Below are 18370 nucleotides of genomic sequence, written 5' to 3'. Positions count from 1 at the left end.
GAGCAGTCCAGATAAGACTAGGGTCTTCGACGTGGCCAGGACCAAGGAATTCGATCCGGACGCCGCGCTGCAGTCGGCCCTTGAGCTGTTCTGGCGGCGCGGTTACGAAGCGACGTCGGTGACAGACCTCGTCGAGCACCTCGGCATCGGCCGCGCCAGCATCTACGCGACCTTCGGCAGCAAGCACGAGCTGTACCTGAAGGCCATGGACCGGTACGCCGAGACGCGCGACCCGCTCCTCATGTCCGAGCTGTCCCAGCCAGGCCCCGCACTGCCTGCGATTCGGAGGCTGGTACGCCGTTTCGCCGCGGAAGCCGCCTCTCCTCATGGGCGGCTGAACGGCTGCTTCGTCACCAACACCGCAGCCGAGCTGGCCCCGCACGACCCCGAGGCGGCCCGCCGTGTCGAGATCAGCTGGGAGCACATCGAGACCCTGCTGCACTCCGCGCTCGTGCGGGCCCAGGCCCAGGAAGAGCTCCCCGAGGGCCGGGAACCGCGAGCGCTGGCCCACCTGCTGCTCGTCCTGCTGCAGGGCGTACGCATCGTCGGCAAGGCATCGAACGATCCCGCCCGGGTGCGGGACGCGGCCGAACAGGCGCTGTCCCTGCTGGACTGAGTCACACCGCTCCACACCCGACATCACACCCGGCGGAGCCGTCAGGCCGCTTCCATGCGTCCAAATAATGGACCGATCGGTCTAATATTAGGGGGAAGTATGACCGCCACCGCCACGGGCACCGAGCGCGTCACCGCCTCACAGCACAGACGCGCCTTCGTCCTTCTCGGCGGCATCCAGGCCACGCTGATCTTCACGCTCGCCGCGATCGCCATACCGCTGCCCCACGTTGCTCGCGAACTCGGCCTTGAGCGCGCCGACGTGATCCTGCTCAGCACCGCCTACGGACTGACCTTCGCCGGGCTGTTGCTCCTCGGCGGACGCCTCGCCGACCGCTACGGCGGGCGGCGCGCCCTCATCGCGGGCCTTGTCCTCTTCGCCATCGCGTCGGCCGCCGCCCCGCTCGCCCCCGGTATCGAGGCACTGCTCGCGGCGCGCTTCACCCAGGGCGCGGGCGCGGCACTCGTCGCGCCGGCCGCCATGGCCGTGCTGCGCGCCGTCTTCCCCTCCCCCGCCGCGTACGGCAGGGCGATGGCCACCTGGGGCGGACTCTCGGTGCTCGGCGCGACGGCGGGCAATCTGCTCTCCGGCGTCATCTCGGCGCTGGTCTCCTGGCGTTGGACCTTCGCGGTACCCGTCGTGGTGGCGATCGCAGCCCTCGTCCTCACGCCCCGGCTGCTGCCGGACACCGCGCCGAACCGGGGCAGGAGTCTCGACCTGCCCGGTGCTCTGCTCGCCACCGCCGGTATCACCCTCGCCAGTTACGGGCTCGTCGTCACCGACACCCGCCCCGGAGCGTCGGCCGGCGTGCTCGTGCCGCTGCTCGGCGGGACCGCGCTGCTGGTCGCGTTCGGGTACGCCGAACGCCGGGCCCGCGATCCCCTGCTGCCCCCCGGCTTCCTGTCCGACCGGCGGCGGGGCCTGGCGCTCACGGCCATCGCGCTGAGCTCCTGCGGGACCGCGATGACCTTCGTGGTCCTCTCACTCCATCTCCAGCAGGAGCGCGACTGGTCACCGTTGCAGACCTCGGCCGCCTTCGTGCCGTTCGCCGTCACGCTGCTCGTCTCGGGCCGGGCGGCGGGACCGCTCATCGGCCGGTACGGAGCCCGGACCGTCACGGCCGCCGGGCTGGGCACAGGCGCGGCCGGGCTCGTCCTCCTCGCCTTCACCGGGTTCGCTACGCACACCTCGTACGCGTACGGGCTGCTGCCGGGCCTCGTGCTGCTGCCGGCGGGCACCGCGGCCTCCTTCGCCGGCGCCGCCGTGCTCGCCACCGAAGGGGTACCGCGGCAGCAGGCCGGTCTCGCAGGCGGCGTGCTGAACACCGCGATGGAATGCGGCCCGACCGTCCTCTTCGCTGTCCTGCTCACACTCGACAGCGACCCCTGGTCTCTGGCCGCGACGGGGGTTTTCCTCGCCGTCGCGGCCCTCCTGAACCACCGCGCCAAGTAATCCATCACTCAAGGGAGTCACCGAAATGAACCGCTTCACCGGCAAGACCGTCCTCGTCACCGGCGCGGGCTCCGGCCTCGGTCGCGCTATCGCGCTCGCCTTCGCCGCCGAGGGCGCGTCCGTGGTGGCCGCGGGACGCACCGCGGCCTCCCTGGACGAGACGGTCGCCCTCGTCGAGGCGGCCGGCGGCACAGCCGGCGCCGTCACCGCCGATGTCACCGACTCCGGGCGGCTCCAGGATCTCGTTCGGGAGAGCGTCGCCCGCTTCGGCGGACTGGACGTGGCGGTCAACAACGCCGGGATATTCCGGGGCGCGGTCCCCGTCGGCGAGGTGAGCGAGGAGGACTGGGACGCGGTGCTGCGGACCAATGTCACCGGCGTCTGGCTGGCCATGAAGCACGAGATCGCCCACATGAAGGAGAACGGCGGCGGCACCATCGTCAACATCTCCTCCAATCTGGGCGCACACCTGCGGATCCCGAACGCCGCCGCGTACATCGCCTCCAAGGCAGCGGTCTCCGCGCTGACCCGCGCCGCCGCTCTCGACCACATCCACCAGGGCATCCGCATCAACGCCGTCAGCCCCGGCGCCTCCGCCGCTCCCATGTCGCTGCGCCCCGGCGAGTCCGAGGCCGACCGTGCCGAGCGGGTGAAGACGGAGAACCCGCTCGGCCGGGTCGCGGAGGCCGAGGAAGTGGCGGCCGCGGTGCTCTACCTCGCCTCGCCCGCTGCCGGCTCGGTCGTCGGCACCGACCTGGTCATCGACAGTGGATCATCGGCCTGACGCCCCTACCGGAGACTGAGCAGGCTGCTGCGGGACGGCCAGGATCCGCGGAGTCCGGAACCCGGCCTGGGCTCCGCTCCCCCACGCCTCGGCCGTCCTGGATCCGCACGACGGCGTCGGCGTGGGGGTTTCCCGGGCGACGCGGCTTCCATGGACGGGACGTGGCGGGCTTCGCGGCCACGGGCCGCAGCGGCAGCTCAGAGGTGGCCGTCCAGGAACTGCCGTACCTCGGCGACGGTCATGGGCCCCGTGCCGTGCGCCACCGTCTCTCCCTCCTTCAGCAGGACATAGGCCGGGGCTCCGGTGACCCCGTATCTCTCGGTTGCCGCCGGACAACGCGTGATGTCGGCCCGGACGACCGCCAGGCGCCCTGCACAGTCGTCGGCGATGCCTTCCACGACGAGATCCATCGCCCGGCAGGGCTCGATGGCCTTGGGCCATGTCCCGGTGAAGTACGCGAGGACCGGAACCCCGCTCATCCCGAGGATGAAATCGAACTCCGCGTCCTCACGGGGTCGGTGAACCCGATGCGCCATGGAACCTCCTGCCCTCACGTTCCGTCGTTCCGTCGTTCCGTCCCATCATCCCTCGCGCGGTGCGCCGGTCAGCACCGTCCGAAGACCGACCGCCAGCGTCAGTTCGAGGACCCGGTGTGGCGTTGCGAGATCCGGGAACAGCTCCCGCAGCTGCGACATCCGGTACCGGACCGTCTGGGGGTGGACGAACAGTTCCGCCGCCACCTCGTCCCGTCGGCCCTGATACAGCAGCCACGCCCGCAACGTCTCCTCCAGTCGCCGTGCGGTCGCGACGGGCAAGGTCCGCAAGGGTGCGAGGGCTCGGGCACGCAGGTCCCCGAACGCGTCCGCGTCGGCGCTCAGCACCAGCTCGGGCAGGTGGTCCTCGGTGTCGCGAATATCAGGGGAAAGGGAGCGTGCGCGAACGGCTCGTGCGTACGACGCGGACGCACGCGTCCACGGCCGGGCCGGGCCGGCCACGGCCGTGCGGTCGGTCAGCTGCCGCAAGAGATGTGGCCGGTCGGCATCGGGGACGAGCAGCACACCGGTGGCATCCGGCAGATCGTCGAGGACCAGGGTGTTCGGGTCGAGCGTGCGGTAGGCGGGGCGGGCCTGGGCGGCGGGCAGCAGGACCGCGGTGAGCGAAACCGGAGGCTGCCACCCGGCCCGTTGACCGGAGGCCAGCAGCACGTCCAGGCTCGCACCTGCGAGGAGGTCGCGGGCCAGGTGTTCCAGGTGGCGCTCGTGGGCCCTGCCCCGGGCGGCGAGTTCATCGGCGTGTCCCGCGGCGCTCGCGGCGGAGAGCTCGTCGATGTAGGCGAAGGTCAGCTCGGCGAACTTGGCGACCTCGGCGGCGGGCAGACCTGCGGGTACGGCACCCGCTGCGAGGCAGCGCCAGGCGACGCGGGCACCGACGCGGTAGGCACTGAGCAGGGCGTCCATCGAACGGCCGTCGCGCACCTCGCCGCGGCCCAGCTCGTAGGCCGCGTCACCGCCGTCGCCGCCTGTGGCGTTGCCGCTCGCGAGGTCCAGGTAGTGCCCCAGGGCGGTGCGCACGGCCCGGCGGATGGTGCCGCCCATGCGGCCCGAAAGGGCGTTGGCGTAGGAAGGGACCTCGTCGATGATCGCCTGGACGACCTCGTCGGCGGTGGTTTTCAGAGCGGCCCGAAGGACGGTGACGGTCCTCTCGTCCAGAGCCAGCTCGCTGGCCCTCCGGATTGCATGGCTCACGATTTTGTTCCCTGCGAACAATTCAGCTGATCAGATTCACGTCCTGCGGTCAGGACTTTACGCCATGGGGCGCAGCAAGCTGGGGTCATGACGAGTGCAGCCCTCCGCAGTAGGGCGTGGAAACTGCTGGAGATGGTCACGACGCCGCTGCTGCCGTCGGACTACCTCGACCTGGTCAGCCCGCTGCGTGCGGGCGCCGACCTGTGTGGGCGCATCGAGGCCGTGCACCCCGAGACGGGTGACGCCGCGACGGTCGTGATCAGGCCGGGCCGGGGCTGGCGCGGCCACACAGCGGGTCAGTACGTGCGGATCGGGGTCGACGTCGACGGGGTGCGCCTGTGGCGTGCCTACTCCCTCACCTCGCCGACACATCGCGGGGACGGCCGGATCACGATCACCGTGAAGGCGATCCCGGGCGGCAAGGTCAGCAACCACCTGGTCCGCAGGGCGACACCGGGCACGCTGGTCCAGCTCGACCAGCCGACCGGCGACTTCGTGCTGTCGCAGGCCAAGCCCGCCAAGGTGTTCTACCTGACGGCGGGCAGCGGCATCACCCCCGTGATGGGCATGCTGCGCGACGTCGAGCTCGACGACGTCGTCATGGTCCACTGCGCGCCACGGCCGCAAGACGTGATCTTCCGCAACGAACTGCACGATCTGGTCGCGGACGAGAGGCTCCGTCTCATCGAGGTGCACACCGAGACGGACGGCATGCTCGACATCGCCCGTCTCGACGCACTCGTACCCGACTGGGCCGAGCGCGAGACCTGGGCTTGCGGACCCGCGGGCCTGCTCGACGCCGCAGAAGAGCACTGGACCGAGCACGGCGTCCAGGAGCGCCTGCACACCGAACGCTTCCGCCCCGGCATCGTCGTCGCGGGCGACGGCGGCGAGGTCACGTTCAGCGCCTCCGGCAAGACCGTCGCCGCGGACGGCGCCACGCCGTTGCTGGACATCGGTGAGGAGGCCGGCGTGCTCATGCCGTCCGGGTGCCGCATGGGTATCTGCTTCGGCTGCGTCACGCCGCTCAAGGCGGGCGCCGTCCGCGACCTGCGCACCGGCGGGATCACCGAGGCCGAGCCGGGCGTCCTCATCCAGACCTGCGTGTCCGCCGCCGCGGGCCCGTGCGACATCGAACGGTAGGAGCACCTTGACCGCCATCGACCCCACCGCCCACCTGACCGCGGAGCAGATCGAGGAGCTGGGCCGCGAGCTGGACGCGATCCGCGACGAGGTGATCGCCGGCCGCGGCGAGAAGGACGCCGCCTACATCCGTAAGGTGATCGCGGCGCAGCGCAAGCTCGAACTGGTCAGCAGGGGTGTGCTGCTGTTCTCCATCTTCCCGCCCGCATGGGTGATCGGCACCGCCGGGCTGTCCGTGGCGAAGATCATGGACAACATGGAGATCGGCCACAACATCCTGCACGGCCAGTGGGACTGGATGCGGGACCCGAAGATCCACTCCACCACCTGGGAGTGGGATCACGTCTCGCCGTCCGAGCAGTGGAAGCACTCGCACAACGAGCTGCACCACACGTACACCAACGTGATCGGCAAGGACAACGACCTCGGCTACGGCATCATGCGCGTCGACGAGGACCAGAAGTGGCACCCCTTCCACCTCGGCCAGCCGCTGTGGAACTTCCTCAACGCCTGCTTCTTCGAGTACGGCATCGCGGCGTACGACCTGGAGCTCGGCAAGAACCTCTCCAAGCACCGCCGCAAGAACCCGGAGTTCCGCGCGCGGGCCAGGGCCGTGGGACGCAAGATCCGCAAGCAGGTGCTCAAGGACTACGTGATCCACCCGCTGCTGTCGGGCCCGTCGTTCCTCCCCACACTCGCCGCCACGTTCACCGCGAACCTGGTCCGCAACGTCTGGACCCATTCGGTGATCATGTGCGGGCACTTCCCCGAGGGAGTACAGGTCTTCGAGCGCCGGTCGATCGAGGGCGAGACGCGCGGCCAGTGGTACCTGCGCCAGATGATGGGCTCGGCGAACATCAGCGGCAGCAAGGCCATGCACTTCATGACCGGCAACCTGTCGCACCAGATCGAGCACCACCTGTTCCCGGACCTGCCGAGCAACCGGTACGCCGAGGTCGCGGTGAAGGTGCGCGCACTGTTCGCGAAGTACGAGCTGGAGTACGTCACCGGCCCGCTGCCCCAGCAGGTCTTCTCCGCGTGGCACAAGGTATTCCGGCTCGCACTGCCGAACAAGGAGACCAAAATCCAGGCACCGGACCGCGAGAAGGGGCTCGTCGCCGTCTGATTCCCGGTACGGGCTCGGATCTCTCGGCCGTACCGGCGGCACCGTTGAGTTCGGTGAGATCCGCTGCGCGGGCAGGGCAGGCGTGTGCCCTCGCCACCTCGGCGTCAGCCTTGGCGGCGAGGGCACGGGCGCGGCCGGTGTGGTCAGTGTCCGGCGACGACGCCCGACAGCTCGTTGGTGCTCTTCGGCAGGGTGACGGAGGTGAGCTTCTTCCCCGTCTCCACATCGATGGCGTGCAGCGCCTTCGCGCCGGGCTCGGAGACGTAGGCGACGTGTCCGCGCACGAACAGGGTGGGCCGGGCCTGCTGCCAGTCCAGCGGCTCCTGCCATGCGCCCACGACGGGGATCTTCTTCTCGATCCTGCCGGTGGCCGGGTCGATGACGTGAAGGGCGCCGTCAGTGCCGAGGACGAGGGCCTCGCCGTGCGGGCCGCGGGCCAGCGAGCGGAAGGAGTAGCTGGTGCCGAGTTCGACCAGGCGCAGCTTCTTCTTCTCGGTGTCGATGAGGGAGACGCGGGAAGGCCGCTCCAGCTCGGCCTCGGGGTCGGTCTTGTAGTCGCCCAGCAGAACGGGCGAGGCGTCGCTGCCGGCCTGGTTGCCGATGCGGCCGTAGGCGTCGGGAGAGTCGATCTTGGTGAACGCGCCGTCCTTGTAGATCAGGATGCCGTCCTCGCAGCCGACGCCGACGGCTTCGTTCTTGGCGGCGGCCTCACCGTGGACACCGGGGCAGTTCTCGTTGCGTGCGATTTCCTTGTCGTTCCGGTCCAGCACCAGCGCGCCGGTGCGCTTCTCCTCGGTGCCCAGCGTGCTCACGAGTCTGCCGTCGGCCAGCTCGATGGCGACGCCGTGGTGGGGCTCGGCGGAGGTGTAGGTGCGCCCTGCCGGCTTCTTGCCGCTGCTCAGTGTGGTGGGGTCAAAGACGTTGACCTCTCCGGTGCCGTCGGTGAAGAGCACGGTCTTCGCGGCGTGGCGGACTACGTGGCCCGGCTTGGCGCCCTCGTACTCGATGTCGGTGAGGGCCTGGCCGGTGGCGTCCAGGACGCGGAATCCGCTGTCGGTGGAGACGACGACGTGGTCCTTGTCGCCTGCGGGGTTGACCCGGTTGAAGCCGGGCAGGTCAATGGTCTCGGTGAGCTTGAGGCTCTCACCGTCGAGGATGTAGAGGCCGCCGTCGAAGGTGGCGACCAACGGCTCCTTGACCGCCGCCGCGGGCGTGGCGTTGGCGGTCCTGTCGGACGTGGTGTCGGTGGAGGAGGAGCTCTCTCCGCCGCAGGCGGTCAGGACCGTGGCGGTGGCCAGCGCCAGCGCCGTGCCCGTGAGGGCTCTGCCGCGTATCGACTTGTTCATCGGTCTGTTCCTTTCTGCACCGCGCGGTGGCGGTATGGGGGTACGACGAGCCGGCACCCGATGGCGGGTGCTCCGGAAGGCTGGGAGGGTCAGTCGCGGGTCAGGCTGGTGACCATGGCGTTGGTGTTGGCGCGCATCATCCGCAGGTAGGTGTCCGCGCCCGCGCCCCTGGCGGTCAGGGACTCCGAATGGAGTTCGACGACACGGACCTCGCCGCCCATTTCCGCTCGCAGTACCTCGGCGAGCCGTTTGGGCTGGGAGGAGTCGGCGAAGACGGTGCGCACGCCTGCGCCGTTCATCGCCTCGGTGAGGGAGCGCAGGTCCGAGGAGCTGGGTGAGGCCAGGGTGGTGCCGCTGGGGATGACGGCGCCGATCACCTCGAAGCCGAAGCGGTCGGCGAGATAGCCGAAGACGTGGTGGTTGGTGACCAGGGCCCGTTGGTCCGCGGGGACTCGGCCGAGGGACTCTTCCATCCAGGTGGTGAGGTCGGCGAGTTGCTTCGCGTAGCGGTCGGCGTTGTTCTGTATCGTGCCGGGGTCCACGCCGGTGACGTGCTCGATGACCTGGTCGGCTATCTGGCCGGTGACCTTGTGCATCCGGTCGGGGTCGGTCCAGAAGTGCGGGTCGGGCTGCCCTTCCTCGCCCTCGGGGCCGCCGTCGTCGGCGGTGTGGAAGGTGAGCGGGTCGGCCGCCTCGCCGGCCGCGAAGGTGGCGACACCGGATGCGCGGGCGGCGTCCACGTGCCGCAGTACGTTCTCCTCCAGGCCCAGGCCGTTGTGGACGACCAGATCGGCCTGTTCCAGCTCGGCTGCCTGTACCGCCGACAGGCCGAAGGAGTGCGGGTCGGCGTTGGGCTTCATCAGGACGGTGACGTCGGCCTCGTCGCCGACTATCTCGCGAGTGACGTCGCCGAGGATGTTGGTCGTGACGACGATGCTGGGCCGGTCCTCGTCGGTGGTGCAGGCGGTGACGGTCATGGCGGAAACGAGGGCGAGCAGCCCCGCGATCAGGTGTCGCGGGCGAGCGGTGCCCACCCTCGGGCGGTGGTTCACCTCGGTTCGGCTCATCGTCCGGTCTCCCCCATGAGGACCGGCTTGACGTCCAGGTCGAAGGAGCGCGCGACGCGAAGGCCGTCGTTGTAGTCGATCTCGAACACCTGCTTGCCCTCGGGGTCGTTGACGTAGGCGCGGCTGCGATCGACCTCGATGACAGGGGCACCGCCGTTGGAGTCGTCCTGCTTCCCTGCTGTCAGCAGGGGCTTGGTACGTGCGGTCTGTTCTCCGGTCGCGATGTCGTAGCCGTGCACCGATCCGTCGGTCTCCAAAACGAGCAACGGGGATCCCTCTCCGGCCGTGTTGACCGCGACGACGGGCCCGGTGTCCACCCGCTTCCAGGTCCGCTCGGTGACGTCGAGGACCCAGACGGCGCCGTCTCCGGCTGGGGCGGTGAGGGTGTCGCTGCCGGGCCGGTGGCGGAAGGCGGTGGCTCGGTCCTGCGCCGGGACGTGTTTTCCGTACGGGATCTCCTCGGCGGTGAACGCGCCGTCCTGCGCGCGCACGAGCAGGGCGCCGTCCGCGCAGCCGAGAACCACGCCGCGCCGGGTGACGGCGTCTCCTCGGGGTGCTTCGCACGTCACGTCCGGGGGAGCCATGCGTTCGCCTTCGCGGTCGAGGACGACGAGTTCCGTGGTGCCGCCCTTGTTCGCGAAAGCGAGCAGGTGTTCCTCGTACGGCACGACGACGCCGGTGTAAGTGCCGTGCAGCGTCCGGCGAGTTGGGATCTGGCCCTTCTCGAGCTTGCTGCGGTCGTAGAGGACGGCGCGGCCGTTTTCGTCGGTCACCGCGGTCACGGCGGCATCACTGCGTATCTGTGCTCGGCTGCCCGCAGGAATCTCCCCCGCGTCCCGCGTCGCCGCGCTGTAGTAGTGGACGTGGTCGCCGTGGTCGACCATCCAGGCGCCGCTGTCGATCACATGGGTGCGGTCGGGGGCGTGGAGGTAGCCGAACCTGCCGTCCGTGCCCAGCCGTACGGCGTTCTTCACGTCGGCCGTCCTGTGCACCTTGCCGGTGACGAGGTCGAGAACCCCGGTTCTCCCGCTGCCGGGGTCGTTCAGGAGAAGTCGGGACTGCTGCTCGGCGGCCTCCTGGGCTCCCTCGACGTACCCATGGGCAGTGGGAGACGGGGAACTCGCTTCGGGCCGTACGGTGACGCGCTCCTCACCGGCGCAACTCGTGGCGAGCAGCGCGGTGAGCACCAGGGCTGCCGATGCCCACGGAGGGAGGTTCCTGCGGACGGTCATGGTGATCGCCTCTGGCTTCTTTCAGTTGGCTTCGATCAGGGGGGCCGGCGGGGAGTGAACCTGGCGCGTACAGCGGTCACGCAGGCCGGACAGCACGTGGGAGAGAAAGAACAGGCTCACCGCGAGGGCCGCGACAGTCGCGCCGGCCGCGGTACTCAGATGCCAGGACAGCAGCAGGCCGCCGAACGTGGCCGAGGTGCCGACCAGGGCGGCGAGCACCATGACCCCACGCACGGAGCGAGCCCAGGGCAGAGCGGCCGCCGGCGGTGCGATGAGCAGTCCGAGGACGAGCAGCGTTCCCACGATGTGAAACGAGGCGACGATCGCCAGGCCGAGCAGGCCGAGGAGCACAGCGTGGGCCAGGCGCGGCCGCAGCCCGAGGGTGTGGGCCTTGCGCGCGTCGAACGCCAGGGCCAGGAAGGCACGGTGGCCGAGGACCGACACGGCCAGCGCCGCGAGCAACGCCGCCGCGAGCACGAGGAGATCCTGCTGCCTGACCGCGAGGACGTCCCCGAAGAGAAATCCGGTCAGGTCGACCGCGAAGGACTGCGAGCGGGACACGATGATCACGCCGAGCGAGAGCATGCCCACGAACAGCAGCCCGATGCCGGTGTCCTGCGACAGCCTCGGCGTACGGCCCAGCGCGGTGACGCCTGCCGTCATGACGACAGCGCTGACCACCGCGCCCACCATGAGGTTCCCCCCGAGAAGCGCGGCGACCGCGACGCCCGGCAGCAGCCCGTGGGACATGGCGTCACCGAGGAAGGCCATCCCTCTCAGTACCACCCAGGTGCCCGCCAGGGCACAGATGGCGGATACCAGCATCCCGCCCCAGAGGGCTCGCTGCACGAAAGTCACCTCGAACGGGACCGTCAACCATTCCATGGCCCGGACACTACAATGAAAATCATGTTCAATACACAGCCCCTCTCATCCGCCCCGCCCCTCGATCGGACCACCCCCCTCCGTTTCTCGGGGTTGTGCGCCGGCTACCCAGGGCGTCCCGTGCTTCATCAAGTCAGCGGAGAGATATCCGAGTTGACCACCACGGCACTCGTCGGCCCGAACGGCAGCGGCAAGTCGACCCTGCTCGCCGTGCTCGCCGGTGTGATCAAGCCGACATCCGGCGATCTCTTCCGCACCGGTGGCCGTCCGCCGGCCTTCGTGCCGCAGCGCGGAGCGGTCGGCGACGCTCTTCCCCTCACCGTTCGGCAGACCGTGGAGATGGGGCGCTGGGGCGAGCGCGGTCCGTGGCGCCGGCTGACCGCACGTGACCACGCGACCGTGGACGCGGTGCTCGACCGGCTCGGCATCGGCGACCTCGCCCCACGCCAACTGGGCGAGCTGTCGGGCGGACAGCGTCAACGCGCGCTCATCGCGCAGGCCCTGGCGCAGGAATCCGACCTCCTGCTCCTCGACGAGCCGACCACCGGCCTGGATCCGGAGGCGAGGGAGCGAATCGGCGCGCTGCTGACGGCGCTCGTAGCCGACGGGGTGACGATCGTCCAGGCCACGCACGATCTCGAGGTGGCGCGCACCGCGGACGCCTGCCTCCTCCTCCAGGAGGGCCGCCTCGCCGGGCAGGGGCGTCCGGACCACGTCCTCACCACGGCATCGCTGACCCAGGTCTGGCCAACGCTCTGAGAAGCGTTGGTCTTCGGCACACGGGGGTCACGAGCTCATGACGGCACCACATCAGGGACCAGCTGCTACCAGCAGGTACATACGCTTCGGCGGTCGTCACGCATCGCTGGACCGTTCGTGTCGAACGACGCACGAGTCAGCGTCACATGGTGTGCTGCCGAGGCCTCCACCACGGCCGTGCCGGCGCACAGCAGCGGCCATGAAGTGGCGTTGCGGGGCGCATCCGGAATCCCGATGCGCCCCGCAACGCTCAGGGCCTTGGGGTGGCTCCCGAGCCGCCCCGCACCGCCCAGGTCGTGCACGTGCGCGGAGAACGGCTCAGCGGGAGGAGCGGGCGGCACCGTCCAGGGGCCGGGCGGGAAGGAGCAGCGAGGAGACGGTGAAGGGCAGCGACGTCGGCGGCAGCCCGGCGGACCAGCGGTTGAACTGGCTGTTCACCACCAGCACCCGACCGGCTGCGGCCGCGCCGTCGGCCGCCCTGCCGGTGAGGGCGACCGCGCTCGGGTGCAGCAGCCCTTCCGGCGGCGCGAGCCCGTCCACCACGCGCCCTCGTGCCAGGTCCTGGCTCAGCTCGACGACAGCGACGCGGGACTGTGCCCCGGGCCCCTCGAAAAGACCGCCCTGCGACACGTACAGGTGGCCGTCGCGCCATGCGAGGCCGTCGCCGCCCGGGAGGCTCCCGCCGCCGAGATCCACCTCGGCGATCTCCCGGGTCGCCGGATCGATCCGCCAGAGCTGCCCGGTGTTGCTCTGGACGGCGAGCAGCCGGCCACCCGCGTAGACGATGCCGTTGAGGTTGTGCTGCCCATGGACCCAGTCGACGCCCGCCGCCTCGACGTCGAGCCAGGGGCGCATCGTCCAGCGCCCGCCCGGTGCTTGCGTCACGCGGTAGATCAGGGGCTTGAACGAGTCGGTGACGTAGGCCGTGCCGTCGCCGTCGAGGGCTATGTCGTTGGCGAATCCGCCCGTCCTGCCCTTCAGCCGGGCGAGTAGGGCCTTGCTCTGCGTGTCGTAGATCCGCAGGGTGGCGGTCTCGCCGCCCCCGGCGAAGAGACGGCCCGCGGAGTCGATGTTCATTCCCGAGGTGAAGGTGCGTCCGTCCTGACCCGCGGGCGACCAGACCTCGACCGCCGGTTCCGACAGGTGGCCGCGGTAGAGCGTGCCGCTCTCGGCGCTGCCGACGTAGAAGTGACCGGACGCCGAGTCCATGGCGAGACCGGTGGGGAAGGCCCGGTCGCCCGGCACCACGTACCGGTCGGGCGGAGCGGCCTCGCCGGGGGCCAGGGCGAGCGATGTGGCTGTGAGCGCCGCGACGACGGCGGATACGAGCAGGCGCATGAGGTGTGGAACCCCTCTCGATGGCGTCGGAGCACCGACGGCCGTCGGTGCTCCGCTGTTCCCGTGCTGCGATGCCATCGTCTGCCGGGGTGTCCTGTCCTCCCGCTGCTGTGTCGTCCCTCAGATCGCGCTGTCCCCCGGTCGCGCTGTCCCCCGGTCGAGCCGTACCTGGGTACGCCGCACCTACCGTCGCTCGGCACGCCGAAGCACCCGGCCCGATCCGTCGCGGTCACCGCTCGGCAAGCGCGCGCAGTGCCTTCGCCTCCGGAGTGTCCGGCGGCGCGGTGTAGACCAGCAGGCTGAGCTCCGGATCCTGAGGGAAGGTGGTGATCTCGTACCCGAGCGCGAGCGGGCCGAACTCCGGGTGATCGATGCGCTTGACGCCGTACGCCTTCGTCCGGACCGTGTGCGCCGCCCAATGGCGCCGGAACTCCGGGCTCGCCGCGTTCAGTTCGTCGATCAGTTCCGCGAGGAGGGGATCCTCGGGGAAGCGGCCCGCTGCGATCCGCAGCGTGCCGACGGCTTCCCGGGCGATCGTGTCGCGCTCCGGGTAGCGGCTGCCGATGCTTTCGTCGACGAGGTGGAGGCGGCACATGTTCCGGGACCGCGGCGGGAGCCGGGCGAAGTCGGTGATGAGGGCGCAGGCGGGACGGTTCCAGGCGACGACGTCCATCCGGTGCCCCATGGCGAGGGCGGGTGCGGCGATCCAGTCCAGCAGGTCTTGCACCCCGGCTCGTGCGGCCTCACCACCGCCCGACGCGAGCGCCGGGGAGGGCCGAGCCGTACGGTCCGCTCCTGACCCAGCACGAGCGGCTCCGTTCCGCTGCCGACGCGCCAGCCGTACGAGGTGGTCGTGCTCGTCCCGGTCCAGCCTGAGCGCGACGGCGACGGCTCCGAGGACGGCATCGGACGCCCCGTGGTTGCGGCCCTGTTCGAGCCGGACGTAGTAGTCGACGCTCACGCCTGCCAGATGCGCCAGCTCCTCCCGCCGCAGGCCCGGAACGCGGCGTTTGCCGGAACCCGAGGCGAAACCGACGTCCTCGGGACGTATCCGAGCCCGCCGCGAGCGTAAGAAGTCGCCCAACTCTCCTTGTGTACCCATACGCTCATTGTCCCCGTACCCCCGGACGGGCGCGGGAGAACTGCGCGCGAACCGGTCCCGGGGCCCGGGGCCGCCGGAAAGGGGTGCGCGGAGCGGCGGCTCGGTGCCCTGACGACCCCGCGGCCTTTCGCGCTTGCCACTCCGGCCGCCGGGCCGGCCGACCGTGCACGAGTTCCTTGGACGCGACGCGTTCAGGCCGTCTTACGCGGTCCGCTCCGGCGGTACCCCTCCCAGACCGGGCCACCCGCCGCGTCGCGTTCTCCTGTCCCGTCGGCGTCGAGCAGCAGTGCCCCCTCGGCGCACATCGACGGCGCGGTGTCGTGCCCTGTGAAGGCACGGGCGATACTCGGTTGGATCCTGACACCATGAACGACGCCTCCGACGACGGACGGTCTACCTCCGGCCCCTTCAACCCCTATCCCGGGTACAAGGCCATGCGGTCCGCATGCCCGGTGCGGGCTGTGGCATCCGGGTCCCACGGACGTGACAGCTACCTGGTCACCGGATACGCGGAAGCCCGGCAGGCTCTCTGCGACGTGCGGCTTTCCAAGGACACCGCCGCCTTCTTCGCCGGCAAGGGCTCGAAACGCCGGCACCTCCACCTTCCGGTTCACCACGGAAGCCATGTCCCTCGGCGGGACCGAGATCCCCGCAGGTGTCCCCGTACTCGTCGCCCTCGGTGCGGCCAACCGCGATCCGGAGCGCTTCACCGCACCGGACCAGCTCGGCCTGGACCGGGAGGCGACCGGTCATCTCAGCTTCGGCCACGGCATCCACCGCTGCGTCGGCGCACCACTCGCGAAAGCCGAAGCGCACATCGCCCTCCACGCGGTCCTGACCCGCTTCCCCGACATCCGGCTCGCCGTACCGGCAGACCAGTTGGACTGGCGGCAGACCAGGCTCGTTCGCGGGCTGAGTTCTCTACCCGTTCTGCTCTGGAGCCGGTGCTGCCGGGGGATGACCGCCGGAATCGAGTACGCCGCCGGCCCCGCAGCCGGAATCTCGTCGCACGGGTCGCCCGCCCCTGCCGAGTCGGTCAAGGCGGAGCCGCCTCGGCAGGGGCGGCCCGTTGAGGACGTGGCCTCTCTCGGCTCGTGCGGTCCCTCGCCTGGTCCTCAGTGTTCTTCGCGCTCAGCGGTCTTCCGCGGGTCGTCCGCCAGAATGCGGGCCGCGAGCTGCCGCGCTTGCTCCTCCACGGGTTCCTGGTGGGTGGTGAACAAGTCGTGCCAGTGAAAACTGGCACGCGTCCCCGATGCCTGAACCTCGTCAAAGCTGACATCGACGCCCTCGGGGCTGGTGAGCTCCTCGGGCATGTCGGGCTCCTCGCGTCGTGGCGACACATTCGTGAGGACGCAACCCCACCGCTCGAACCAGCCGCTGTCCGCAAGGGTCTGATGAAGCAGCCGGGCGATGGTGTCCACCGGCTCCTCCCAGCTGCGGTCGGCCGCGGCCCGGGCGAGTTCGGCTTCGTACTGGGCCGCGTCGAACCAGCAGTCCGCGGGCACGGCAGTGACGTTGCTGGTGTTCTCCCAGGCGTCCCAGATCACCCGGTCTCCCTCGCGGCGCATGGTGACGTACAGGGCGCCGCAGCAGCCGGCGGTGCAGGGCGGCTCGCCGATGTTGACCCCGCGCGGCTCCTCCGTGACCGCCAGCGGCCAGCTCTCGGCAGGACCTGTCCAGTGCCGGCGGCTGAGTGCCATCGCTTCCGGGTGGACTGCCCTCAGAACGTCCACGCCGTCGATCAAGGGGCGCACCTCGGCCCAGGGGTCCGCCGCCCAGTCGTCCGGGATCCTGTGCTGCAAGGTCAAGGTACTCATCGTCAGCTGATCGGTCATACGCACATGATCGGCCATTGCCACGCTTTGGCCCCATCATTTATTGGACGTGATCGGCCCCGGACAGTCGCGCCAGGGCAGCCACCACCGCTGGGGGCCGAGAAACTTGTCGAACCCACCACGTGAGCCCGGTGCCGCAGTATCCCGTACGTGACCGGATCCCTCGACGTACCCCTGCCTCAGCTGATTCAGCTGAGGCAGCACGCCGGCGCATGTCCGTCGAGCCATGTACGTCGAGGCTTCTACGTCGAGAGCTTCCGCAAGCCTGAGAAGTGGAGCGTTGCCCCATCATGGGCATCATGGAGACGCACCGCGACCTCGTGAGCCGCCTGCTGCCCGATGACAAGCAGGAAGAACTCACCACCCACCAAGGGCAGTTCCACCACGTCGTCGTCGGCTCGGAGCACGTGGTGTGCTTCGCCCGCACCGAAGACGCCGCAGGGCGGCTGCCCGCGCGGGCAGCCGCCCTGCGCGCCCTCGCCGGGCTCGACCTCGGCTTCCGCACCCCGCGCCCGCTCGCCCAGGGCGGCGGCCCGGGCGCGGGCGAACCCCCCTACCTCGTGCTGAGCCGGATCCCCGGGGCGCCCTTGGACGATGCCGCGCTCGAAGACGCCGAAGTCGCCGAGGCGGTGGCCGAGCAGTACGCCGGACTCCTCTCCGGACTCATCGCCGCGGGCAGGGACGAGAGGGCGCGCGCCGCGCTTTCGGCGGCCCCCGAGCGTCAGTGGCAGGAGTTCGCGGCGGGAGTGCGCGCCGAGCTGTTCCCGTTGATGTCCGACAGCGGCCGGGAGCGTGCCGCGCGCGAACTCGCCGCGCTCGACGGCCTTCCGCCGCTCACTTCCGCAGTGGTCCACGGCGACCTCGGCGGTGAGAACGTCCTGTGGGAGCTCTCGGACGGTGTGCCACGCCTCAGAGGGGTCATCGACTGGGACGAGGTCACCTTGGGCGACCCCGCCGAGGACCTGGCAGCCGTCGGAGCCGGCCACGGGGAGGAGCTGCTGGACCGGGTGCTGGCGCTCGGCGGCTGGAACGACGCCTCGACGGCCGGGCGGATCACCGCGATCCGTGGCACCTTCGCCCTCCAACAGGCCCTCTACGCACATCGCGACGGTGACGAGGAGGAGCTGGCGGACGGCCTCACCGGCTACCGCTAGGCCAGGCCCCCAGGGGCTTGCGATGCCCGAGCGTGCCGGCGGTCCGGTCGTCCGGTCAGTGGTCCACCCGTTCCGGCGGCCACAAGCGTCCGCGGCGCTGACATCCAACGCTTCCACCCTGATTGCACAACCATTGGTTGTGCCTCTCGGGCACAGAGTTGTTTGATCGTGTGTTGTGCACGGTGGTGGGATCAGCACATGTCTACCCGCACAGAGCAGGTCATGTATGTCCGGACGCCTGAGTTCACGCGTCACGCGGAGCGAATCGTGGAGGTGACCGATGCGACCTCCCGACTGAACGTCCTTCCGTTCAGCGACAGCGCAGGTCGCACGGAACTACTGTCGGTTGTGTTCGGCGGCCCACTGCCGGAGTCGGTGGTGATCTACCCGCCGTTCTTTACCGAGTGCGGGCTGCACACGACGTTCGGGGAGAACGTCTTCGTCAACCAGGGATGCACCTTCATGGACAAGGGAGGCATCCGTATCGGGAACGGTGTCATGATCGCCCCGAAGGTCAGCCTCATCACCGGAGGCCATCCCCTGCCCCTGGCCGAGCGCCGCGAGTACCTCTCCTTCGCCCCGATCGTCATCGAGGACGACGTCTGGATCGGGACAGCTGCCGTGATCACGCAAGGGGTGACCATCGGTGCCGGTGCGGTGGTCGCCGCGGGTGCGGTGGTCACGCGTGATGTTCCGGCCGGTACCGCGGTCGCGGGAGTGCCCGCCCGGGTGATCAGGAAGATCGACTGAGCCCGGCCGGGCTGACGGCGATGCTCGTTGTCGGTC

17 protein-coding genes and 1 pseudogene are annotated in these 18370 nt (G+C 70.1%); 9 read left to right on the top strand and 9 right to left on the bottom strand.

The window, feature by feature from the left end; all coding sequences use genetic code 11:
• Positions 1–31: 31 nt before the first annotated feature.
• The 3 genes from D581_RS0103840 (at position 32) to D581_RS0103830 (ending at position 2852) form a co-directional block, all read left to right on the top strand.
• Entirely contained in the window at positions 32–616 is a 585-nt protein-coding gene (locus D581_RS0103840; protein WP_018955910.1) for a TetR/AcrR family transcriptional regulator, read from the top strand.
• A gap of 99 nt (positions 617–715) precedes the next feature.
• Positions 716–2068: an MFS transporter gene (locus D581_RS0103835; RefSeq protein WP_018955909.1), complete on the top strand. Its 1353-nt coding sequence runs from the start codon at positions 716–718 to the stop codon at positions 2066–2068.
• Between the two features lie 25 nt (positions 2069–2093).
• Positions 2094–2852: an SDR family NAD(P)-dependent oxidoreductase gene (locus tag D581_RS0103830; protein ID WP_018955908.1), complete on the top strand. Its 759-nt coding sequence runs from the start codon at positions 2094–2096 to the stop codon at positions 2850–2852.
• Positions 2853–3049: 197 nt separating this feature from the next.
• Here the strand turns inward: D581_RS0103830 and D581_RS0103825 are convergent, their stop codons facing one another.
• Both D581_RS0103825 and D581_RS0103820 read right to left on the bottom strand, forming a co-directional pair.
• The gene (locus D581_RS0103825) at positions 3050–3388 is read right to left on the bottom strand and encodes a thioredoxin family protein (RefSeq protein ID WP_018955907.1); all 339 of its coding nucleotides are present in this window, start codon (positions 3386–3388) and stop codon (positions 3050–3052) included.
• A gap of 45 nt (positions 3389–3433) precedes the next feature.
• Positions 3434–4597, bottom strand: coding sequence for a PucR family transcriptional regulator (locus D581_RS0103820; protein ID WP_018955906.1), 1164 nt, complete (start codon positions 4595–4597; stop codon positions 3434–3436).
• Between the two features lie 132 nt (positions 4598–4729).
• Between D581_RS0103820 and D581_RS0103815 the strand changes: the two genes are divergently transcribed.
• Together D581_RS0103815 and D581_RS0103810 are read left to right on the top strand one after the other, a co-directional pair.
• Entirely contained in the window at positions 4730–5740 is a 1011-nt protein-coding gene (locus D581_RS0103815; RefSeq protein ID WP_018955905.1) for a ferredoxin reductase, read from the top strand.
• 7 nt (positions 5741–5747) lie between these two features.
• On the top strand, positions 5748–6866 hold the full coding sequence (locus tag D581_RS0103810) for an acyl-CoA desaturase (protein WP_018955904.1): 1119 nt from the start codon (positions 5748–5750) through the stop codon (positions 6864–6866).
• A 143-nt stretch (positions 6867–7009) separates the two neighbouring features.
• On the opposite strand, the gene aztD is transcribed toward D581_RS0103810, so the two are convergent.
• The 4 genes from aztD to aztB all read right to left on the bottom strand — a co-directional run bounded on the left by aztD (position 7010) and on the right by aztB (position 11396).
• A complete protein-coding gene (gene aztD, locus D581_RS0103805; protein WP_018955903.1) occupies positions 7010–8212 on the bottom strand; it encodes a zinc metallochaperone AztD in 1203 nt (400 codons plus the stop codon).
• Positions 8213–8301: 89 nt separating this feature from the next.
• Positions 8302–9279, bottom strand: a complete 978-nt coding sequence (aztC, locus tag D581_RS0103800) for a zinc ABC transporter substrate-binding protein AztC (RefSeq protein WP_018955902.1) — start codon at positions 9277–9279, stop codon at positions 8302–8304.
• The gene (locus tag D581_RS0103795) at positions 9276–10511 is read right to left on the bottom strand and encodes a hypothetical protein (RefSeq protein WP_026290170.1); all 1236 of its coding nucleotides are present in this window, start codon (positions 10509–10511) and stop codon (positions 9276–9278) included. The genes aztC and D581_RS0103795 overlap by 4 nt, the downstream gene beginning before the upstream one ends.
• A 21-nt stretch (positions 10512–10532) precedes the next feature.
• Complete coding sequence (gene aztB / locus D581_RS0103790) at positions 10533–11396, bottom strand: zinc ABC transporter permease AztB (RefSeq protein ID WP_018955900.1); 864 nt, start codon at positions 11394–11396, stop codon at positions 10533–10535.
• A 15-nt stretch (positions 11397–11411) separates the two neighbouring features.
• On the opposite strand from aztB, the gene aztA reads away from it, so the two are divergent.
• Positions 11412–12155, top strand: coding sequence for a zinc ABC transporter ATP-binding protein AztA (aztA, locus tag D581_RS0103785; RefSeq protein ID WP_078625564.1), 744 nt, complete (start codon positions 11412–11414; stop codon positions 12153–12155).
• A 318-nt stretch (positions 12156–12473) separates the two neighbouring features.
• On the opposite strand, the gene D581_RS01000000136795 is transcribed toward aztA, so the two are convergent.
• Both D581_RS01000000136795 and D581_RS0103775 read right to left on the bottom strand, forming a co-directional pair.
• Positions 12474–13493: a hypothetical protein gene (locus tag D581_RS01000000136795; protein WP_018955898.1), complete on the bottom strand. Its 1020-nt coding sequence runs from the start codon at positions 13491–13493 to the stop codon at positions 12474–12476.
• A gap of 229 nt (positions 13494–13722) precedes the next feature.
• Positions 13723–14595, bottom strand: a complete 873-nt coding sequence (locus D581_RS0103775) for an MmyB family transcriptional regulator (protein WP_026290169.1) — start codon at positions 14593–14595, stop codon at positions 13723–13725.
• 594 nt (positions 14596–15189) lie between these two features.
• Here D581_RS0103775 and D581_RS1000000141890 point away from each other — a divergent pair.
• Positions 15190–15528, top strand: a pseudogene (locus D581_RS1000000141890) (cytochrome P450); the annotation flags it as partial.
• 182 nt (positions 15529–15710) lie between these two features.
• On the opposite strand, the gene D581_RS0103770 reads toward D581_RS1000000141890, so the two are convergent.
• On the bottom strand, positions 15711–16430 hold the full coding sequence (locus tag D581_RS0103770; protein WP_026290168.1) for a hypothetical protein: 720 nt from the start codon (positions 16428–16430) through the stop codon (positions 15711–15713).
• A 287-nt stretch (positions 16431–16717) separates the two neighbouring features.
• On the opposite strand from D581_RS0103770, the gene vph reads away from it, so the two are divergent.
• Together vph and D581_RS0103760 are read left to right on the top strand one after the other, a co-directional pair.
• On the top strand, positions 16718–17584 hold the full coding sequence (vph, locus tag D581_RS0103765; protein WP_486585789.1) for a viomycin phosphotransferase: 867 nt from the start codon (positions 16718–16720) through the stop codon (positions 17582–17584).
• Positions 17585–17806: 222 nt separating this feature from the next.
• The gene (locus D581_RS0103760; RefSeq protein ID WP_026290167.1) at positions 17807–18334 is read left to right on the top strand and encodes a DapH/DapD/GlmU-related protein; all 528 of its coding nucleotides are present in this window, start codon (positions 17807–17809) and stop codon (positions 18332–18334) included.
• Positions 18335–18370 lie beyond the last annotated feature (36 nt).

Source organism: Streptomyces sp. CNB091, from assembly GCF_000377965.1.
This window is presented reverse-complemented; position numbering and strand designations above follow the sequence as displayed.